Here is a 21,837-nt window from a genome sequence, read left to right on the forward strand (position 1 = left end):
GAAACATATCGTATTCTCAATATAAAAAACAATTTATTACTGATAAAAACTACTGAATATCAACATTTTAAATACATTCATTTAATCAATAAAAGACTTAATAAAGCATAAGGTTTTCGTATATCCTTTGTTTTATCTCTAACTTTAAAAATTCAATTAGCAGACTATCTATAAACTAAATACCTATAAGAGAGAAATTGATAATTTTCAGATATGACATTAACGAAAAATGAAAAAGTTACACTGTATATACTTGCAGCAGTAAGCTTTACAAATATATTAGATTTTATAGTTTTAATGCCCTTAGGTCATGTGCTACAAGAAACCTTTGACATGACTCCTGTAATGTGGAGCGCTGTTGTATCTTCTTACACTTTAGCTGCTGCAGTCTCTGGGTTAATTTCTATTTTTATAATAGATCGTTTCGAAAGGAAACGTATGTTCCTTACCATATATGCCTTTTTTACACTTGGTACATTACTCTGTAGTTTTGCTCCAACTTATAATTTCTTGCTATTGGCACGCATATTTACTGGTGTTTTTGGTGGTTTAATTAATGCTGCATTGTTTACTATTGTAGGCGATATGCTTCCTGAAGAAAAAAGAGGTACAGGTATTGGTATTTTAATGACTGGTTTTGCAGTTTCTTCTGCAATAGGTGTTCCTATTGGGTTATACCTAGGAGTAGAAATAGATTGGCATGCTCCATTCTTTATTATTAGTATTATCGCTGCAGGATTATGGGTAATTTGTTATAAACGGTTACCTATTATGGATAGTCACTTAGCACATAGAAAAGATCCTGACGAGAACACGAATTTATTAGCTCCCTTTAAAGAGCTATTGAATAATAAGAAGCAGTTACAAGGATTATTAGCTTTAGGATTTGTATTCTTTGGTCACTTTTTACTTATCCCCTTTTTCTCTCCATATATGGTGAATAATATTGGCTTCGAGGATAGTCAATTAACATGGATTTATCTCTGTGGAGGTATTTGTACCATGTATTTTTCACCAAAAATTGGACAGTGGTCTGATAAATACGGTAAATATTTAGTCTTCTCAATCATATCATGTGTTACGGTTCTACCAACATTGGTACTTACCAATACACCTATTATGAGTATACCGTTTGTTTTAGTTTTTTCTTCGCTCTTCTTTATCTGTGGAGCAAGATCAATTCCAGCAAATGCACTTTTATTAGGTACTTCTAATCCTAAAAAAAGAGGTAGTTTTATGAGTGTTCGGTCATCAGTTCAGAACCTAGCTCAAGGGTTAGCTTCTTTTGCTGCAGGCTTTATTATATATCAAGATCCAGCTACAGGTGTTTTTCAACACTTCAATAGAATTGGAATTATTAGCGTAATAGCAACTATGTTAGGTGTTTTCTTCTTCAAGAAAATAAGTGATACTGCTAGACATAGAGCAAGAAAACTTTCCGTACAAAATCAAGCTTAAAAAAATGAATTTCAACTCAAGAAGATATTTCCCGTATTCTCAGCAATTAAAAGACAAGTACGGCGGGCGTATTCAGAAAGTCTCTATACATGCAGAATTTACCTGCCCCAATAGAGATGGTTCATTAGGTTTTGGAGGCTGTACTTTTTGTAATAATGATAGCTTTGTACCTAATTATCTTCATGATGGCATGTTGAGTATTACAAAGCAGATTGATCATGGAATGGAATTCTTACCTGGCAGATACCATAATGCTAAAGCATTTGTTGGCTATTTCCAGGCTTATTCTAATACCTACGGAACTCTTGATTATCTTAAAGAAATTTATTCAGAAGCATTAAAGCACCCTAAAATTGATGGTTTAGTAATTGGCACTCGTCCAGATTGTCTTTCTGATGAGCAATTAGATTACCTAGAAGAGTTATCTAAAGAGTATCTAATTTTTATTGAATTTGGTATTGAATCTTGCTACAATACAACCCTAGATAGAGTAAATAGAGGACATAGTTTTGAGGATTCTGTAGAGGCTATTCAGAAAGTTGTAGATAGAGGAATTTCTGTGGCAGGGCACATGTTATTTGGATTACCCGGTGAAACGAGGACTGAAACACTTGCTCAAGCAAAAATCATATCAGAATTACCTATTGATTCCGTAAAGTTTCATCAATTACAAATTGTTAAAGGCACTATTATGGCTAAACAATTTAAAGATGATCCTTCTCAGTTCCCTCTTTTTCAACCAGAAGAATATGTAGACTTTATGGTTGACTTTTTAGAGTTATTACGCCCTGATATTGCTGTACAACGTTTTAGTAGTGATACACCAGAAAACCTAAGAATTGCACCTAACTGGGGCATTAGACCTAATCAGATTCAGTTAATGATTGAAAAACGATTAAAAGAAAGAGATACCTACCAAGGACGCTTGTATAAAGAGGCATAAAACTTTATTAATACTTAAAGTGCAACCTTTCCGCACAAATAATACGTATATTATATTTGCTTAACGATTTTTATTAATTGAAAAACGACTATTTTTGTTCGTCCAAACTATTCAAATTCAAGAAAAATGGCATATATAGATTATTATAAAGTATTAGATGTAGATAAAAGTGCTTCACAAGCAGATATTAAAAAAGCATATAGAAAATTAGCTCGTAAATATCATCCTGATAAAAACCCTGATAATGATGCTGCGAGTCAGAAATTCCAGCAAATTAATGAGGCCAACGAGGTGCTTAGTGATCCTGAAAATAGGAAGAAATACGATAAATACGGCAAAGATTGGGAACACGCAGACCAATTTGAGCAACAAGGCTACGGTGGTGGCCGCGGTGGCTTTGGCGGTGGTCAAGGTTTCGGTGGCTTTGGTGGCGGCGGAGGTTTTGGAGGTGGCTTCTCACAAGATGATGGCGACTTTTCTGACTTCTTTAACTCAATGTTTGGTGGTGGTCATTCTGCTCCTAGACCTAGAAAAGGTGGAGATTTTAATGTAAACATTACTCTAGATATTAGAGACGCTCACGAAACGCAGAAGAAAACATATAAAATTAACGGGAAAAATATTCGTGTTACTGTACCTGCAGGTATTGCAGATGGCCAATCAATTAAAGTAAAAGGCCATGGTAAAGAAGGTAGTAATGGAGGCCCAAGTGGTGACTTATTAATGACTTTCAATATTAGCAATTCTACAGACTTTGAGCGTAAAGGAAACGACTTGCTCAAAACAGTAGATATTGAACTTTATAATGCAATATTAGGCGGTGAAATCACTGTGGATACTTTTAACGGTAAAGTAAAATTAAAAGTAAAACCAGGTACTCAAAACGGTACTAAAGTTAAGTTAAGAGGTAAAGGCTTCCCTATTTATAAAGCAGAAGGTAAATTTGGTGATTTATATTTCACTTATAATATAAAAATACCGATAACACTTTCAGATAAAGAAAAATCACTCTTCGAAGATTTAAAAGGTCTTCAAGAAGAAAGCGATGATTAAAATCAGTATTTCTATTGCAAAGCGACGTACAATTGATTAATATTGCAGGGTTAATACAAGTTGAATTAACTAAACTTTGATAAGATGCAAGCAATTACTTATTTAGAAATCGCTGCAATGGGATTTATGGTCCCACCGATAGTTGTTGCTATTGGTTATGCGCTAGTGACTTTCAAGAAAGACAAAGTCTAAAGATATAAAATGTACGTTATTACACATTAAAGTTGTGATAACGTACATTTTGTCTTTATACAGGTTTATAATAAAATATTATGATGAGGTTTTACTACTTCAGGTACATCTTTTTCTCCAATTAGTTGCTTTAATTCTATATCAATCTTATTGCACAAACTCGTCATTGGTGTATCAAATGATAGCCCCTCGAAAGGGTTTTCTGCATAATCTCCAACTATTTCCATTAATAGATAAATCCCACCAATTAAAGCTGTAAACGGTATCGTTAACCAGACCATACCTTCTCCTAACTCACTAAATTGAGCCACCATTCCATACGGTAAAAGTAAGACCATTATATAGGTTAATAAAGATGATGTATTCGCATACTGCCTTGGCAATGGAAAATCCTTTATCCTTTCACATTTTCCTTGAAGCGTATAAAATTCTTGTAAAATATGCTGGAATTCAACATGTCTAAAATCATCAATTAAATTGCGTCTCCTTAATTCCAATACCTCTTTAGATTGATTACTTATTATTTGAGTACATATATTTTTAGAAGGAATAAGTTCCTCTACCTCGCTATTATCAATAAAATTATTTAATTCTTCTTCTTCGGAGTAATTCGCAAATGCATCTCCCAAATGTTTCCGTAAAGAGACGGTCATTGGTTGAGAGTGTTCCCAAGTCTTAGCTTTCCACAACTGTCTTCTTAATCTATAAGCCCAACCAATTTGTCTAAAAACTAACCTTTTAACTATTATATCAATCTCTTGCTGTGTAATTTCTTCTTGCTCATCAAGTACAAAAATATCTGTAATATAATCACGTGTTATCAATGCCCATGTTCTACTGTTAGACACAATCCCTTCCCATATTTTTCTCGCCTCCCATGTACGTTCGTAAGCCGCATTGTTTTTAAAGCCAACATAAAAAGCTACAGCAGTACCCACAACCGTTAAAACAGTCCAAGGTAATTTCACCCATCTTATACCTAAATATTCGTATGCTACTACTGCTAACGAGGCATATATTGATAAAATTAAAAATGATTTGCTAGACTTTTCTAAAAAGACTTTTAAACTTAATGTTCTATTGGTATACATAGTAATAGAGTTGATGATTACTGAAAATACGTATAATTTGGCATAAAAAAACAGTACTCCTTTAAATTAATAAAGAAGTACTGTTATTTCTTTTTGGTCTTATTTCAGAACCTACTTTTTGATTATGATTTTATGAATACCATAATCTTTATTATTTGTGTAAAGATCTACAAAATACTGGCCGTTCGTTAACTTTTTAAGATTAACATCTGTAGGTGTTCCTTTGTATGTTTTCACTACTTGCCCTTTAATATTTCTAACTACCATATTGATTTCCATTTCAGGTATACCTTTTAAAGAAATCTTACCATTTGATGGATTTGGATATGCAAGAACATTTTTAGCCAATTCATTTTCTAATGCATTTGGAGAGTTCTCAACTCTTATTGTAGCTGTTGTTTGTGCAGAAGCACCACAAGTATTACTTGCTTGTACAGAAACTGTATGGTCTCCTAAATTTACATCTCTAACAGTAAATTGGATAACTTCTTGATCTGATGCTCCAATCACTGTAGCACCTGTTGGTATGTTCCAAGCGTAAGATGTTGCTCCTACTGCATTTTGTGCTGTCAATGTAACCGTATCTGCAACCGTAATAATATCTTCCGATACATCTATTCCTGAAACAGTTGGTATAGTAGGTACAACAATCGTAATTGCTTCTGTTAGGGCAACTCCTTGACAAGCATTTCCTGCTTCAACAGATACATTCACACTTGCTGCTGTTACATCAGACATATCTAAAGTAATTAAGTCTGTGTTATTTCCACTCACTACAATTACATTGGTAGGTATAGTCCAACTAAATGTTGATGCAAATAAATGATCTACTTGTATAGATACAATATTATCTGTACATGTAAGTTGTCTACTTTGTACTAACCCATTAATTTTTGGTGTATTAGAAACATGTACAAACATTGTATCTTTTGGAGTTAACCCACAAGATGTAATCATTGAAGCATAAATTGGATAAGTTCCCTCTAAAGCTCCTGAAAAATCAATGTCAATAGAAGCTGCTTCTATATCACTACTTGATATGTGGAAAGAAGCAGGTAATTCCCATCTATATTTTCCTGTAGAATTAAGAGCTGTCGCTGTATATGTTTCTGAAGTACCTAAACAAACTTCAGAAGAACCCGTTGCAATTGTTGGCGCTAAAGCAGGATCATATAAATCAAAATTTAATGTATCTGTTACTTCATTACCACATCCATTAAAAGCATGACACACAATTCTATGTGTTCCGAATGATTCGTTCGATAAATCAACCTGTATTTCTTCTTTATTATTGTCCGTTAAAAGAACAATATCTGTTGGTAACTCCCAAAAGAAAGAATCTACATGAGCATAACTTGATAATGTTAACCTTGCATGATTTGTTGGGCAATGTAAATCTTCACTACTCACAATAGCACCTATTGTTGGAGTTACATACTGATGAACATTCCATTCTAATGTATCTCCATACTGATAATTAACGGCCCCATTTAGGTTTTCTGCAAACACCTTTATAGTAGTTGTATGTTCCGTATTAGCTGCCAAACCTGAAAAATCAAACACAGCAGTATTTCCACTTGAAGATGTTAGTGTTACGTTACTATCACTACTTTCCCAATGTAAATTACCTCTTTTATGACCTACTACCTCAAAAGTTTTTGTTGTAATAGCACAACCTAACGTATCTGTATTTACTTTCTGACCTGTAAAGGGTTTTAATTGCGTAAGATATAAATTAGTTTGAAGTGGATTTTTTCCTGATAAAGAATCAAGAGTTAATAATAACTCAAAAGTATTTGCATTTGCTCTATCAATACTCCAAAACGTACCGGCAGATGCATCTGTTTTAAACTCTTGTCCTCTATCTGAGACACCATTATTATAGAAGCCAACACTACCCCCAGTTGTAAAACCGTATATTTTATTATTATAGACCGTTAAATCAGAAACAGGAAACCAACCTCCTGTACTATCATTACTACTTGTATTTGATAAATAATCAAAGCCAACAGAAGGGAATTGTGCAATTAAATGGCTAGTACTAACTACATTCGAATTATCACCCATTGGATAAGCAAAGATAGCTCCCATAGTTGTTGGACTATTATAACCTAAAGCTCCCACTAATGTATCTGGATCTGTATTATTACCAGGCAAAATAACCATACCCCCTTTCACACCTATACCACCTGAAGATTGGGCTCTTAAATTTGTTACTGATTTTTTATTTGCGTCTCCACCAGACATTTCATCAATAGTATATTCCTTTGTCAATACCCAAGGATCTTGAGAAACATCGAGCTTTATTATTGTACCACCTGTAGAACTATGTGTTTCTCCAGAACCTTGAGTTGTATAATAATAAGTATCATCATCTTTTTTAGTTACACCAGAAGAAAACATAAAGCCCCAATCCCAAGCAATATCATTACTTTCTACATCTCTTTTATCAAATAGATCTACTAAACTTGTTAAAGCAGTACCTCCCGTTGCTAAATCATATGTATAGATATTGTTGGTATATGTAAAAACTAACTTACCATCAATTTCTATTATCTTACCTATAATATTGTAAGTAGCTTCTTCAGTTACTTCATAAAGTCTGTTTCTAAGAAGGCTACTAATAAAAATCATAGAGTCTAATTCATCATTGAAAGTTACTAAACGGTCTCTATAAAAGTATTGATCTCTCAATATATCATAAGATGTTGCTTTTGTTCTTTCTATTGCATAATATTTTCCGTTTGATGCTTTAAAAGGTCCACCTGAAACACCTTGTTTTGCACTTAATGAAAAATCTTTAGTTGATAAAAGATGCCCTATTTCACCAGTAGTAGGATTGAAATTAGCTATAGTACCTTTGTTATCAACCCCACCATCTCTATTAGAAAAAAGTAATTTTCCATCTTCACCTTCTGTAATTCTCGTTTCGGGTATAAAGCCTGTGTCAGATCCAAAGCTAGTAATTACCTTCATCACTTGAGTAGCAATATCAAATTTAAAAATTACACCCTCTTCACTTGCTCCACCTAAGCTAGTTGTTCCCCAAATAGTACCTCCATTTTCACTCGTAATAATAAAGTTTTGAGAAGGATAAAAATACTTTGCACCATCAAATTGATATAGTTCGGTATAATTACTATTTCGATCAAATTTATAAATTACGCCTCCAGAATTTGCATTAAAATCCCCAGGTTCCGTCATACCAATCATATAATTAGAATGTGAAACCAATCTTCCAGAAGGTAGACCATTCGTTCCTCTAAACGACCACTCTTTAGCCACTGTTTGAGAACTAGGATCAACGCTCACTAAAGTACCAAGTCCACTTGTTCCACCTTCATATGATCTACTAAGAAATACTCCAGAAGAATTTCTATAAACACCAGAAAATTTAGCTCCAGTAAAATTCTTATCTTTTACTACAGAAATTTCTCGTGTTACTCCTGTTGCAACATCTACCTCATAAAATCCTCCATGTCCAAATGGGGAACCAGAACATCCTACAACTAGTCTATCACTGCCTAAATAGTTTCTACTAGACAACTCACCAGATGCATATAAATAACCGTAAGGGTTTGTGCATAAAACTCTTGTAGCTCCTGCGTTATTAGGGTCAAGCTCTAGAATACCTCCTTCTGCAATATTACTACCTGATATTCCATCAAAAATTGTAGCATACAACTTATTATTAACAACATGGAACCCTCCACCCATTCGATTTACACGATTAATACTTCTTAAGTTTGTTAATGTATTAAGAATAGTAGGTTCGCTTAATTTTACGGCAAATACTATATCTTCTTGTTTTCTTTTATTTCTTACTATACCCCACAGAATATTATTATATTCTACCATGTTATACACAGGGTGATGATCTCCGTAATTAAAAGAAAATAATTGTTCTATTTTTTCTGTAGCAGGATCAATTCTATAAAAAATACCAAGACCAAACTCTCCGCCTTCTTCAGTATGTCCATAAATAAAACCGTCTGAAGCTTCAACTAGTGCACTATATTCACCAGGCGCACCAGTTAGTGCTATTCCATGGTCATAGAACTCTGGGTAAGTATTTGCCGGAGACGATAAATTGTAAATAGAAATACCACCAGAATTTTGAATACCTCCTTGGGTATTAGTATTAATTAAATAAGGTTGTGCCTCTACAGTTAAAGCACAGAGCACTAACAATACTAGCACAATTAATCTAGTATGATTTGCTTTAAAATGATTGTAATTTATTTTCATCAGAATAAATAAGGTTTGATTAATAGGTTATTTTTTTGAGTTAATAACATTTAATAGTTTGCAATAATACTACCTGCCAATAACATTAAACACAACCCTGTATTAATGTTATTTAATATTATAATTTAAGCAATTTTTTGATTTAATAATCTCAGTTAGTTATCGAATAACACCTTTAATGCTACAATACAAATTATTCATTGATAGAGTCAAAAACTCATTTTTTAGATAGTTCATTCACAATATTCACTTCCATTTTTTTCATCATATAACAAAAAAACACATCTTAAAAATGTGATTAATGCACAAGAAATGTCACTAGATAATTTCTCAAAAAACACATTTAAACCTAAAATATTTTTTCCACAGATGTAGCCCAAAATGTTATTTTTCAGCATATTATCTCAATAAAAAATTAAATACATTACACACGTAAGCTTTGTTACACTCTGTGCCTTTTTAAAAAAAATGAGTTGTATTGCAACAATAAATAGTGCTTAAAATCTAATTTCATCATGTAAGATTTGTAAATTTTTATACAAGCAAACCAATTTTTCGAAAACTCTTACTAACATAACATTTACAAAAGATATCCTTAATAAGCATTAATGCGTTAAGCTAATCAAACCTAATTACTACCATAATTCTCAAAAACATGAAAAAGATATTACTATTATTACTCCTAATTTTTATTACAAAGATTACTATTAACGCTCAAACTTACACGTTAGTAAGTTCTACATCAGGATATGTTTATTTAGGAAATAAAGGAAATTTAAGCCAGTGGGTTGACGAAGACGGAAATACATTACCTTCTTGGACAGGTGGTTACAACATTAGAGTAAGAGAAGGGAAAAATGTTTATATAGGACAAGATTCATTTTCACCTGCTATAGTTATTGATACATTATTTGTTGATGGTGAATTAAGAAACACTGCATATAGAACGACAATGAACGTAAGTACTTTAATTGTTTCTGGTAACGGAAATTTTAAAGGAAATAATCATTCAGGTGGTAGATTATATGTAAATGCACAAAATATTGTTTTAGAATCAGGGGCTAAGTTTGCAGTTCCTTCAGTAGGTTCAAATTCTTATAGTGGGCTTAACTGGACGGGTTCTATATATGTTGAAGACAATGTTACATTAAGTACTAATGGTGCTTCTAATAACTTAATTACTTTAGCTCAAATTAATGCTTTACCTGGTTCAAACCCTAAAGTTGTTGCTTCAAGTAATTTAGATGGTGTTAATCCAAATACAAATACAATTATCTTAAATGGTCCTACTGCTATTAATTCTTCATTAGCCAGTCAGACACTTAGTATTTATACAGAAGGAAACGATTTAGTATTTACAGAACCAATTGGTACTAATGTTACTTTATTTGCAGATTTATCAACAAATTTAGCTCCTACTACAGATATCACAATTATAGGTAATGGAAGTGGAACATTAAATTTCGCTCCAACAAATAATACAATTAGCTCTTTAACAATGAACGCTGCATCTGGTGTAACTTTAGGTGCTCCTTTAGCAATTGTAAACTCAAATTATAACCAATCGGCATTAACTTTAACAAATGGTACTATTAAAACTACAGAAACTAATTTATTAAGTTTAGATCAGTTTTCTTTTGTAGCAAATGCAATATATGATTGGAATGGACATGCATCAGGTGGTTCTAATACCTCTTTTATAGATGGTCCTATTTCTAAAGTAATTCATTACTCATCAGCATTACAAGCTGCTCTTAGTATTTCTGGTAATAACTTCTTCTTAATGATGCCAGTAGGAAAAGGTAATAAATTAAGAGAAGCAGGTATAGGGCAACCAACTGCAAATACACCTACAACATTTAGGTTAGAGTATTTTAATACAGCACATGATCACCATAGAACAATTGATCCAAATGCAATGGTTGATGCAGTAAGTGCTTTTGAATATTGGAATGTTGATAGAATTACTGGTACAGCTTCTTCTACTGTTGTTCTTACTTTCTCTGATGAAAGTGGTATTAATACTTCTGCTATTAATGATGCTCATGTAATGCACTTTGATGGTGCTAAATGGGAAAGCCAAGGTGCTCAAGCTTATAATACTAATGGCGATGACTCTGGTACTTTACTTTCTGACCCAGCAACTAGTTTTAGTCCATTTACTTTAGGTGGAAATATGCAAGATTTACCTGTAGAATTAATCTACTTTAACGGTACTAAAAATATTGACAATTCTGTTGAATTAACATGGGAAACAGGTACAGAAATTAACAATAGCCATTTTGAAGTTGAAGGTTCTGTAGATGGTCGTGAGTTTAACTATATAGATGATGTAGATGGAAATGGTAACTCAAATGTTGCTATAGAATATAACTACACTGTTTCTAGTAATGATGCACATGGGCTTAAGTATTTCAGATTAAGACAAGTTGATTTTGATGGAGCTTATGAGTATTCAAACATTGTAAGTATTGCTACATCAATTGATAAAGATATCAAGTTAACTGTTTACCCTAACCCAGCTAAAGATAGAATTTCAACTCAATTTGTATTAAATACTGAAGATGAAATAAAAACTGCAGTAATATTTAACTCAATTGGAAACACTGTAAAGAATATAGATTTAAGTAATGGTATATCAGCTATTAAAAATATCAACTTAAATGGTTTTAATAACGGAATCTATTTTATCAAGATTAGTACTGCTTCTGGTGCTGTTCAAACAAAAAGATTTCTTGTAAAAAACTAAATAATTTTTGAGCAATTACTAGTATTAAGGTTTTATATATTTAGAGGTTTCACTAATAAGTGAAACCTCTTTTGTTTTATAACAAACAATATATTGCTCAATAATAAAACTACTACACATTAACCTATGCTAATTTAATAGTTTATTCAACGCAAAAAAATGTTAAATACAGAGATGTTTTACACTCATTATCCATAAAAATATTAAACAACATAACTAGTTTAATATCAAACTACGTACATTTGAAATGTAATATTTAGGCACTTACTATTGATACAAAACGTGCCATTACAAATAACTATAAAGATTGATATGAAACATATTTTACTAACAGTAACCGCATTAATTTTCGGTTTTAGTTGTACAAACACATTTGCAAAAAAGGCTCCTAAAAAGCCAAATTTCTTAATTATGTGGGGTGATGATATTGGTATGTATAACCTTTCTACTTGGAACCAAGGTATGATGGGATACAAAACTCCAAACATTGACCGAATTGCTAATGAAGGAATCAAATTTACAGATTATTATGCAGAGCAATCTTGTACCGCTGGTCGTTCTTCTTTTGTTACTGGTCAAGCAGGTATTCGTACTGGTATGACTAAAGTAGGTCTTCCTGGAGCTGAAAAAGGCTTAACTGATGATACTCCTACTATTGCAGAACTAATGAAAATGCAAGGTTATGCTACTGGTCAATTTGGTAAAAATCACTTTGGTGATAGAGATGTAGATCTTCCTACAAACCATGGTTTTGATGAGTTCTTTGGTAACCTTTACCACTTAAACGCAGAAGAAGAGCCAGAACAAGATGATTATCCAAAAGATCCAGAATTCAAGAAAAAATTTGGTCCTAGAGGTGTAATTCACTCTTATGCAGATGGTCGTGTTTCTGATACAGGTCCTCTTACAAAAAAGAGAATGGAAACAATTGACAACGAAGTAATGTCAGCTGCTAAGAAATTTATTACTAACCAAGTAGATAGTGAAGTTCCTTTCTTTGTATGGTTTAATACTACACGTATGCACTTTAGAACGCATATTACAGAAGAGGAAAAAGGCTTATCAAACGGACAAGGTATTTATGCTGATGCAATGGTTTCACATGACGAAGCAATTGGCGACATGTTAGACTTTATAGAGAAATTAGGTATCGAAGAAAATACATTTGTAATGTATTCTACAGATAATGGTCCTCATTATAACTCTTGGCCAGATGCGGCTGTTACTCCATTTAGAGGAGAGAAAAACACAAACTGGGAAGGTGCTTACCGTGTACCTTGTATGGTAAAATATCCTGGTCATATTCCAGCAGGTCAAGTATCTAACGATATGGTTTCTCATTTAGATTGGTTACCTACAATGTTGCATTACGCTGGTAACGACCACGTAAAACAAGATTTATTAAAAGGTGGTGTTAAAGCAAATAACAAAGAGTTTAAAGCACATTTAGATGGTTATGATCTTGTAGATCACATAGAAGGTAGAGAGCCATCTCCTCGTCATGAATTCTTATATTTTAATGATGATGCACAGTTAACAGCAGTTCGTATGGACGATTGGAAAGTAGTATTTATGGAGCAAAGAGCACATCAAATGGCTGTATGGTCTGAGCCTTTCGTTCCTTTAAGATTACCAAAGATTTTCAACTTACGTCGTGATCCATACGAAAGAGCAGATATTGACTCGAACACTTATTGGGATTGGTATTTTGACCATGTTCCTTACTTATACATGGCACAAGATGTTGTCGGTACATTTATGGGTACATTAATGGAATATCCTCCAAAACAAAAAGCAGCTTCGTTCTCTGTAGATCAAATTATTGAAATGATCATGAAACAAACAGAAGACACTAAAGCTTCTCAGAACTAAAATAATCAAGTCATTATTTTATTAAACTCCATCAAGAAATTAGTTTCTTGATGGAGCTTTTTTTATATACAACTGACAATTAGAATAGTATGAACCATAAATTTAAATGTTAATCAAATTTAACAAAACTGTTCACTCAAGCTTCCTAGTTTTCTTTAGAGTGTAAATCAAATATACACCCAAAAAAAAACACTATGAAAAAGTTAAATTTATTAATTCTATTCTCATTTATTTTGTTGGCCTTTTCTTGTAAGAAAGATTCGGAACTAGTTCCAGAAGACAAAAATGACATCACAAAAACAAAGAATGTTATTGTTCCTTTAAAAGATGGTGGCATTTATGATAGAAATAATTTTGTTACTTCTTTTGAACAAGTAATCAATTTTGGATCTTTAAGAAATGCTCACTTAATTTCTTTTAAGCATTCAGGTAAAGATGGTAATCCAACATCAACAAAATCAGCTAATTTATTACCTGACAATTCAAACTTAGTTTTTGATTATGCTCATAAAACAAAAGATGGAGCAATAGTTTCTTCTTCTGCTACAGATAAACAAGGTGGAGTTACAATCTATACGTATTCATTTAACTCTGATGGATATATTTCTAAAGTAATTTCTAAGAATGGATATTTAGATTTAGAATATACTTTAACGTATAATCAAGATGGAAAAGTAGAAAAAATTGTTGACGGTACTGATACTTACGAGTATACATACTCTGGTGACAACTATTCTATTAAAGAAGTTAACCAAGGTAAAATTAGTGTTGAAGTGAAATTTTCTGATAAAAAAGTAGTTTTTGCTAAAATGATCGGACTTGGTGATAGTGAATCAAGAGCGTTTAAATATAACGGAGCAGGAGAAATTTCTGAATATCATTTAAAGCAATTCGATCCTAGTAGAGTATTTTTAGATGAAATTTATACTTATACTAAAAGTGGTAATAAAGTAGTAATTTCTTTTAAGGATGGTTTAAATTCTAGAGACTCTTGGAAAAAGATTTTTGAGAATGATAAACTTAAGACTCAAGAAGTTTACAATACAAAACATTCTTTCAAAAAGCATTATACTGGTAAAGACGTTACAAAAGTAGAAATGTTTAAAGGAGTAACAGTTAAGGCTGTTGCATTAATTGGATACAAAGAAATAACGTACACTGGTAACGGTTTTGTTGATTCGTCTACTTTCTATTCTAGAACAGGTGATAAGTTATATACTAAATCTGTAGGTTTCTTCTTCTTCCATTCTATGAAATCAAATAAGCTGTTAGACGATTCACAAATACCTGCTTCAGATAAGTGGATTATTGATTTAGATAAAATATAAAAATATATAGAGAACCTTAAAGAAAGTTTGAGTTTCTATTTTACTAAAAAATCCCATCAAGATGTATTTCTTGATGGGACTTTTTAGTTTAAAGAAGTAGTATTAAAAATAGTACCTCTATGGTTAAAAAAAGCGACCTAACCTTATTATTGACACTAGTTAGTTAGGCAACATTATATTAATTAATTTGATGTATTTGACACTAATAGAAAACCTGTTATTTATTAAATTGATCTTGATAGATCTGTGTTAGTTCCTCCCAGGATATACCTAGGAGGTTTATTTTTTTAAAGAAATTAGGAGCATCTTGTTTCATAAATTCTTGCTTACTCACCTTCTTTACTAAGTGTGTCGCATTTTCTGAAATAAAATAACCAATTCCTCTTTTATTATAAATTACGCCATCGTCTTGCAAAGAAGAATAAGACCTAGCAACCGTATTTGGGTTTACTTCTAATTCTACAGCAAGTTGTCTTACAGAAGGAATTTTATCTCCCCCTACCCATGTTTCCTTCAAGACTTTTTCACATAAAAGATCCATAATCTGAAGGTAAATGGCTTTATTATTAGTAAACTCCATATTAAACTTCTTTTCGTTTGAATTTCAAAAATGCTATTCCCCACATTGCTATTGTTACGGCTACTGCACCTGTTCTCACAATATATTTTATTGTTCCTTCCAAAGAAGTTGAATCAAATTGATAATCGAATGATGTGTTATCAAACTGACCATTTGAAAAGAAAGCAAAAAACAAAGCAACACCTAAAATCCATAGTACAAAAGAAACTGCAAAGAAGGATACCGTTGTTTTTAAGAAGGCATATTTTTTAAATAATGCAGCACCTAAAAAGTAGAATGCGTGCATAAATAGATAACTACCCATAAACTCAGCCAAACCTTCTTGTTCAACCATATCAGATAAGGTAAACATAATAAAATTGCCCCCTATAATCATCCAGATTCCTGTTGCTAAAAACTCTGTCAATATAAAAACAACAGTTAGACCTAACGGATATATAATTGCTGTACTTACAAACGTAACTAAAAACTTCTCTTCTCTAGATGCTGGTAGCGATAAGTAATTTAATGCTCCTCCTTTAGTTGAAACTCTATGGAAAGAGTAACTACTAATAACAGCTCCTCCAAGCATTAACATCAATCCATAAATTGAGCCTAAAGTATTTTTATTTACAATACCCCATGGTTCTATACTACTTGCTAATGCACTAATTGCAAGAATAAAAACTACAATACCAATAATACCAACTGTTATAGGATGTTGAAGTAAAGCAAGTTCATATTTAAATAATAAACCGATTCTTCTAATATTAAATTTTGATTCCATTTTGATTTTTAGTTTGATAGTTGATTATTTTGATAAGGCTGATTTTATTGCTTCTTTCTGCGTTAATACGGCATTAAAAAGAAGTTCTAGATTTACTCTACTAAAATCTTCGGTGGTATTAAGTGCTACAACTTTATCTTCTGCCACTCCCCTTTCGGTGTAAATAACATCTGATTGATCTACCTTTTCTGCTACTGTAAACACTAATTTTTCTGTGATATAGTCCAATGTTTCGTTAAAGACTACTTTACCACTATCAACTATCACTATAGGATCAATTAAGCTTTCTAAATCACGTACTTGATGTGTAGATATTAAAAATATTCTATCATCTGACATATGTTTTGCTACTAATTTTCTAAACTGACTTTTAGATGGAATATCTAAACCATTTGTCGGCTCATCCATTAATAACAACTTTGTATTACTTGCTAAACCATAAGAAATTAATGCTTTCTTCTTTTGTCCATAAGACATATTATGCAAGTTCATTGTTGGCTCTAAGCCAAACTCTGTAATCATTTCGAAAAATGCTGTTCTATCAAATTTAGGGTAGAACGGCGCTAGTACAGATAAATATTTTTCTATAGTAACATTAGGGAATGTCATTTCTTCAGGAATAAAGAAAATCTCTTTTAAGAACTCTGGAGAAGCATCGCTAGCAAAATGCCCACTTATATTAACTGTACCAGAATAAGGCTGTTTTAAACCTGCTATCAGCATCAATAATGTTGATTTACCAGCACCATTTTCACCTAATAAACCATATATATTTCCCTCTTTTAATTCAAGCTCTAAATCATTATAAAGTATTTTCCTTCTTGAATACCCAAAAGTAAGGTTATTAATATTTATCATATCTTATTATTTTAGTGTACTATTTAACTATTACACTACAATAGTAATTCAATAATGCATTAAAACCAAATTTCAAGTCTATTTTTTCAAAAAATCAATTTTACTATAAAGTAACTTCCTTATTAGGATAAAAAGATATCTATTCTACAATTGTTAATAATCAATGAATCTAACTCTACTAATCACGTTTATTTAGCTTATAAGAGATAACTTACCTAGGATTACGACTTTATGATCTATTTTTTTGGCATTAAAAAAAAAATCCAATAAATTAGCCATCTTGTAAGAAGTATTCGATTATTAATTATATATATCAATGCCTAAAGCATCAATAGTAACTCGTGATTTAACGGATTTGACTAAAGAGACACATAACATCTATGAGTCAATCGTTATTGTCGGAAAACGTTCTAGACAAATTTCTTCTCGTTTAAAAGATGAGTTGAATGCTAAATTGTCTGAATTTGCTACTACAGTGGATAACCTTGAAGAAGTTCAAGAAAACCGCGAGCAAATCGAGATTTCTCGTTTTTACGAGCGTATGCCAAAAGCAACATCTTTAGCAATAGAGGAGTTGCTTGAGGACAAGATCTTTTTTACAAAAGTAGAGGACAATTTCTAAAAGAAATTTACAATCTAATTTGATTTAAGAACTTCCATGACTACAATGTAGATCGGGAAGTTCTTTTTTTTTACATTTACTCTTCGAAATAACGAAGTACAAACAAATGGATTCAATTCTTAAGGGAAAAAAAATATTAATTGGAGTAACTGGCGGTATTGCAGCCTATAAAATTGCTTTACTTGTTAGGTTATTTAAAAAGCAAAAAGCAGAAGTTCAGGTTATTATGACCGAAGCTGCTAAGCAATTTATTACTCCTGTTACATTATCTACATTATCAGAAAACCCCGTTTTAACGCAATATGCAAACGAAGAAACAGGGGAATGGAACAGCCATGTAAAGCTTGGTTTATGGGCAGACTTAATGATTATTGCTCCAGCAACTGCTAATACAATGGCAAAAATGGCCAACGGTTTATGCGATAACCTTTTAATGGCTACCTATCTTTCTGCTCGATGTCCTGTAATGATTGCTCCTGCAATGGATTTAGACATGTTTGTGCACCCGTCTACCACTAGAAATATTGCTACACTTACTGCCTACGGACATCTAATTGTTGATGCAGAAGAAGGAGAATTAGCTAGTGGACTTGTAGGTAAAGGCCGAATGGCAGAACCAGAACATATATTAGACGCTGTAACTTCGTTTTTCTTGCCTAAAAAAGATTTACCACTTTCTGGTAAAAAAGCAATTATAACTGCTGGTCCTACCAAAGAAAAAATTGATCCTGTTCGTTTTATTACAAATGGATCTACAGGTAAAATGGGCTACGCTATTGCAGAAGAATTAGCACAACAAGGTGCAGAGGTAACTATTATTTCTGGGCCAGTTCAAGTATGTGCATCAAGTGCTATTACTGTTCTTTCTGTATCTTCTGCAGAAGATATGTACAAAGCTGTAGATCATAATTTTGATGCTGCAGACATTTGCATTTTTACCGCAGCTGTTGCAGACTATACGCCATTAAGTTATTCCGATTCTAAAATTAAGAAGAAGGAAGGTGATCTTGATATTAAAATGAAACGCACTACCGATATTGCCAAAACAATGGGTGAGCGTAAAAAAGAACATCAAATAACTGTTGGCTTTGCCTTAGAAACTGACAATGAATTAGCCAATGCTAAAGGAAAGTTGACAAAGAAAAACGTTGACTTTGTTGTATTAAACAGTTTAAGAGAGAAAGGTGCCGGTTTTGGTCACGATACAAATAAAGTAACTATTGTTTCTGCTGATAAGACAAGAGAACTTCCACTTTTATCTAAAGTAGAAGTTGCTGAACATATCGTTAAAGAAATCATCCAAAGGAAAAAATAAATGCTATTTCATTGCCGAATCAAAAGGTTGTATATTGATAGGCAATAGAAGTTTCAACTTGATTATAATGAAGCAAATACTAACACTTACATTCCTGATATTATTTGGAAATCTTGTAAATGCACAAGAATTCCAAGCAACAATTACTGTTAACGGCGAACGTGTTCAGACCAATGAAACGCAAGTTTTTACTGAAATGCAAAATGCCATGCAGCAATTTATGACCAATCAAGAATGGGCTGATGACCGTTTTGAAGATGTTGAGAAAATTAAACTTAACATTATGGTTACGCTAGGAAATGCTTCAGATGTTTCTTCGCAGAGTTATACTGCAGATGTTCAGATACAAAGTATCCGACCGATATACAACTCTTCTTTTGAAACACCAATGCTTAATTTTCTTGATTCTAAATGGCAGTTTACGTACAATAATTCTGACCGTTTAGTATTTACAAGAGGAACATATACTTCTGAAGTTGTAGCATTATTAAGCTTCTATTCTTACATTACTTTAGGAATGGATTACGATTCTTTTAGTCCTAAAGGTGGTTCTATATATTACGAGAAGGCTTTAGAAATTGCCAATATTGCAGAACAAAATGGTAGAGCTGGTTGGTCTGCCTTTGGCGATAAGAGAGACCGTTTTTACCTTGCTAAAGATTTTATGGATCCTCAGTTCGAGAATTTCAGATTGTTTCTTTATACTTACCACCGCCAAGGTTTAGATATTTTTGATGAAAGACCTGACGAAGCAAGAGATAACATAATAAAGGGATTAAATGATCTTAAAGCGGTAAAAAAGAGCATCCCAATTTCTGTTACTATGGATGTATTCTTAGCATCTAAAGGAGCCGAAATTGCCAACTTATTTTCTAGAGCAACTACAGAACAGGCAGATCAGGTAGGAAGAATACTTTTAGAACTAGACCCTGCCCATGCTGGTATTTATAAAAAACTCCTAAAAACGCAGTAAACCATCTAATGGGTTGGATAAAATATCTTTATAATCATATACAAGCGTTAAGCCTCGATGTTGCTATTGGGGCTATTTTTTGTTGTATGTTTTTAGCAAAAGTCAATAACACTTTTATTCCAACCAATGTATATTTTGCTTTAGGCATTGCCGTTTGGGTAATCTATACGCTAGATCATTTACTAGATGCCCATTCTATACAGCATATTGCACACACGTTTAGGCACGCCTTTCATCAGCGTTATAAAAAAATTTTAAGTGGTATTTGTGCTTTACTCATTCTAATTGGTTTAGCCCTCACTTTCTTTTATGTTCCTAAAATTATCTTCTATCATGGAGTAATCCTTGGTGTTTTAGTAGGTATTTATTTGCTCATTATTAATCTACAATCTCTTCCCTTTTCTACATTTAAAGAGTTTACAGTAGCCTTAATTTATAGTTGTGGAGTTGCTTTACCTGTTTTTAGTTTAAGCGAAACATTAACGCCTCAATTCTACTTATTCACTTTCCTCTTTTTTATTCTTGCAGCAATTAATTTATTAGAGTTTGCTTTATTTGATTACGAATCAGACACAAAAGATAACCTTTTATCTGCCGCTAGAAAGCTTGGCTATAAATATATTAGATGGAGAATAAACGCTTTAATCGTTCTATTTTTAAGCATGATTTCTCTCTGCTATTATCTGTTTTGGAATAGCCCTCTTCAGTTGCCTGTAAACGTTTTGCTACTTATGGGGATATGTTTAATTATAATTTATGTGAAGGCTGATTTCTTTTCAAAAGACGATTACTTTAGAATTTTTGGTGACTTTGTTTTCCTTTTTCCACTTCTTTATTTGTGTCTATGAAAAAAGATAGGTTTGATGGAATAGCATTTATTTATGATGCACTCGCCTACCTTGTTTTTGGCAAGTCAATAACGTCTATTCAAAGCATACATTTTGATAAAATAAGCAAAGGAAAGCGCATACTATTTATAGGTGGTGGCACAGGTAAGTTACTTCCTGAGATTGATAAAAAATTACAACCTTCTGAGATTGTTTACATAGAGATGTCTCCTAAAATGATGGAACTGTCAAAACAACAAACAGTTACAAACCCAATAACCTATATTACGGACAGTTATGAAGTTGCTAAAAACTATGGGCAATTTGATTTAATTATTACCAATTTCTTTTTAGATGTTCTAAAAGAAAAGGCCTTAAAAGAATTTATTTTATCGACTCCCTCTTTATTACATCAAAAAGGTTTATGGTTGGTATCAGATTTCCGTATTGATCAAAAACATCCTTTAAAATACATACATAAAGTACTTCACCTTAGTATGGTTACCTTCTTTAAAGTAACAGCAAACCTTCAGAATACAGTATTATATAATTATGTTTCTCTTATTTCTGAAAGGAATTTCACACAGAAAGCTTCTTCTTTCACTTATAAGAAAATGATCTTTTCTGTACTGTTTCAAAAAAAATAATTTTGGTGCTTTTTAGGAATTTCTTGACCTAAAAAAGGTAATCAATACCTAATTGTAGTGCGTTTAAAAAGCTATATCAAAACTTTTAAAATCAACTACAATGAGAAAAATTTTAATTACTGTTTTCACTTTAACTTCTTTATTTACAATTTCTTGTAACAACGCAAATGATACAATTGAGCCAATAATCCCTGTTCATCCTATAGAAGGTGTTCCAGACAATGAACTTCCTGATGAAGCTCCTGAAAATCCTCTTCCTGTTGATCCTGGGTATGATTATACGCCATCCGCATAAATGATAAGAATTAAAAAAAC

17 protein-coding genes are annotated in these 21,837 nt (G+C 32.3%); 12 read left to right on the forward strand and 5 right to left on the reverse strand.

Features of this window, described 5'->3' with window-relative positions:
• Positions 1-213: 213 nt before the first annotated feature.
• From EI427_RS11185 to EI427_RS11195, 3 genes are all read left to right on the forward strand, one after another.
• Positions 214-1,458, forward strand: a complete 1,245-nt coding sequence (locus EI427_RS11185) for an MFS transporter (RefSeq protein WP_126614608.1) — start codon at positions 214-216, stop codon at positions 1,456-1,458.
• Between the two features lie 4 nt (positions 1,459-1,462).
• Positions 1,463-2,401 carry a TIGR01212 family radical SAM protein gene (locus EI427_RS11190; RefSeq protein ID WP_126614610.1) on the forward strand — a complete coding sequence of 313 codons (939 nt, stop codon included), beginning with the start codon at positions 1,463-1,465 and terminating at the stop codon, positions 2,399-2,401.
• A gap of 126 nt (positions 2,402-2,527) precedes the next feature.
• Positions 2,528-3,454 (forward strand): DnaJ C-terminal domain-containing protein, encoded by a 927-nt coding sequence (locus EI427_RS11195; protein ID WP_126614612.1) that lies wholly within the window; start codon positions 2,528-2,530, stop codon positions 3,452-3,454.
• Between the two features lie 257 nt (positions 3,455-3,711).
• Here the strand turns inward: EI427_RS11195 and EI427_RS11200 are convergent, their stop codons facing one another.
• A complete protein-coding gene (locus EI427_RS11200; protein WP_126614614.1) occupies positions 3,712-4,737 on the reverse strand; it encodes a bestrophin family protein in 1,026 nt (341 codons plus the stop codon).
• 111 nt (positions 4,738-4,848) lie between these two features.
• A complete protein-coding gene (locus EI427_RS11205; RefSeq protein ID WP_126614616.1) occupies positions 4,849-8,985 on the reverse strand; it encodes a choice-of-anchor tandem repeat GloVer-containing protein in 4,137 nt (1,378 codons plus the stop codon).
• Positions 8,986-9,640: 655 nt separating this feature from the next.
• Between EI427_RS11205 and EI427_RS11210 the strand changes: the two genes are divergently transcribed.
• From EI427_RS11210 to EI427_RS11220, 3 genes are all read left to right on the forward strand, one after another.
• Positions 9,641-11,734 carry a T9SS type A sorting domain-containing protein gene (locus tag EI427_RS11210; RefSeq protein ID WP_126614618.1) on the forward strand — a complete coding sequence of 698 codons (2,094 nt, stop codon included), beginning with the start codon at positions 9,641-9,643 and terminating at the stop codon, positions 11,732-11,734.
• Between the two features lie 312 nt (positions 11,735-12,046).
• Positions 12,047-13,606 (forward strand): arylsulfatase, encoded by a 1,560-nt coding sequence (locus tag EI427_RS11215; RefSeq protein ID WP_126614620.1) that lies wholly within the window; start codon positions 12,047-12,049, stop codon positions 13,604-13,606.
• 194 nt (positions 13,607-13,800) lie between these two features.
• A complete protein-coding gene (locus tag EI427_RS11220; RefSeq protein ID WP_126614622.1) occupies positions 13,801-14,934 on the forward strand; it encodes a hypothetical protein in 1,134 nt (377 codons plus the stop codon).
• 217 nt (positions 14,935-15,151) lie between these two features.
• Here the strand turns inward: EI427_RS11220 and EI427_RS11225 are convergent, their stop codons facing one another.
• Genes EI427_RS11225 through EI427_RS11235 form a run of 3 tightly spaced genes read right to left on the reverse strand, consistent with a single transcriptional unit; the run spans position 15,152 to position 17,138 of the window.
• Positions 15,152-15,514: a GntR family transcriptional regulator gene (locus EI427_RS11225; RefSeq protein WP_126614624.1), complete on the reverse strand. Its 363-nt coding sequence runs from the start codon at positions 15,512-15,514 to the stop codon at positions 15,152-15,154.
• 1 nt (position 15,515) lies between these two features.
• Positions 15,516-16,280, reverse strand: a complete 765-nt coding sequence (locus tag EI427_RS11230) for a hypothetical protein (RefSeq protein WP_126614626.1) — start codon at positions 16,278-16,280, stop codon at positions 15,516-15,518.
• A 24-nt stretch (positions 16,281-16,304) separates the two neighbouring features.
• Positions 16,305-17,138, reverse strand: coding sequence for an ABC transporter ATP-binding protein (locus EI427_RS11235; RefSeq protein ID WP_126614628.1), 834 nt, complete (start codon positions 17,136-17,138; stop codon positions 16,305-16,307).
• A 316-nt stretch (positions 17,139-17,454) separates the two neighbouring features.
• Here EI427_RS11235 and EI427_RS11240 point away from each other — a divergent pair, with 316 nt between their 5' ends.
• From EI427_RS11240 to EI427_RS11265, 6 genes are all read left to right on the forward strand, one after another.
• Entirely contained in the window at positions 17,455-17,760 is a 306-nt protein-coding gene (locus EI427_RS11240) for a DNA-directed RNA polymerase subunit omega (RefSeq protein ID WP_126614630.1), read from the forward strand.
• 106 nt (positions 17,761-17,866) lie between these two features.
• Positions 17,867-19,075: a bifunctional phosphopantothenoylcysteine decarboxylase/phosphopantothenate--cysteine ligase CoaBC gene (gene coaBC / locus EI427_RS11245; RefSeq protein ID WP_126614632.1), complete on the forward strand. Its 1,209-nt coding sequence runs from the start codon at positions 17,867-17,869 to the stop codon at positions 19,073-19,075.
• A gap of 67 nt (positions 19,076-19,142) precedes the next feature.
• A complete protein-coding gene (gene porD, locus EI427_RS11250; RefSeq protein WP_126614634.1) occupies positions 19,143-20,048 on the forward strand; it encodes a type IX secretion system protein PorD in 906 nt (301 codons plus the stop codon).
• A gap of 8 nt (positions 20,049-20,056) precedes the next feature.
• Positions 20,057-20,896 (forward strand): UbiA prenyltransferase family protein, encoded by an 840-nt coding sequence (locus tag EI427_RS11255; RefSeq protein WP_126614636.1) that lies wholly within the window; start codon positions 20,057-20,059, stop codon positions 20,894-20,896.
• The gene (locus EI427_RS11260) at positions 20,893-21,522 is read left to right on the forward strand and encodes a class I SAM-dependent methyltransferase (protein ID WP_126614638.1); all 630 of its coding nucleotides are present in this window, start codon (positions 20,893-20,895) and stop codon (positions 21,520-21,522) included. Before EI427_RS11255 ends, EI427_RS11260 begins: the two co-directional genes overlap by 4 nt.
• 100 nt (positions 21,523-21,622) lie before the next feature.
• A complete protein-coding gene (locus EI427_RS11265; protein ID WP_126614640.1) occupies positions 21,623-21,817 on the forward strand; it encodes a hypothetical protein in 195 nt (64 codons plus the stop codon).
• Positions 21,818-21,837 lie beyond the last annotated feature (20 nt).

Origin of the sequence: Flammeovirga pectinis (genome assembly GCF_003970675.1) — a bacterium.
GTDB lineage: Bacteria > Bacteroidota > Bacteroidia > Cytophagales > Flammeovirgaceae > Flammeovirga > Flammeovirga pectinis.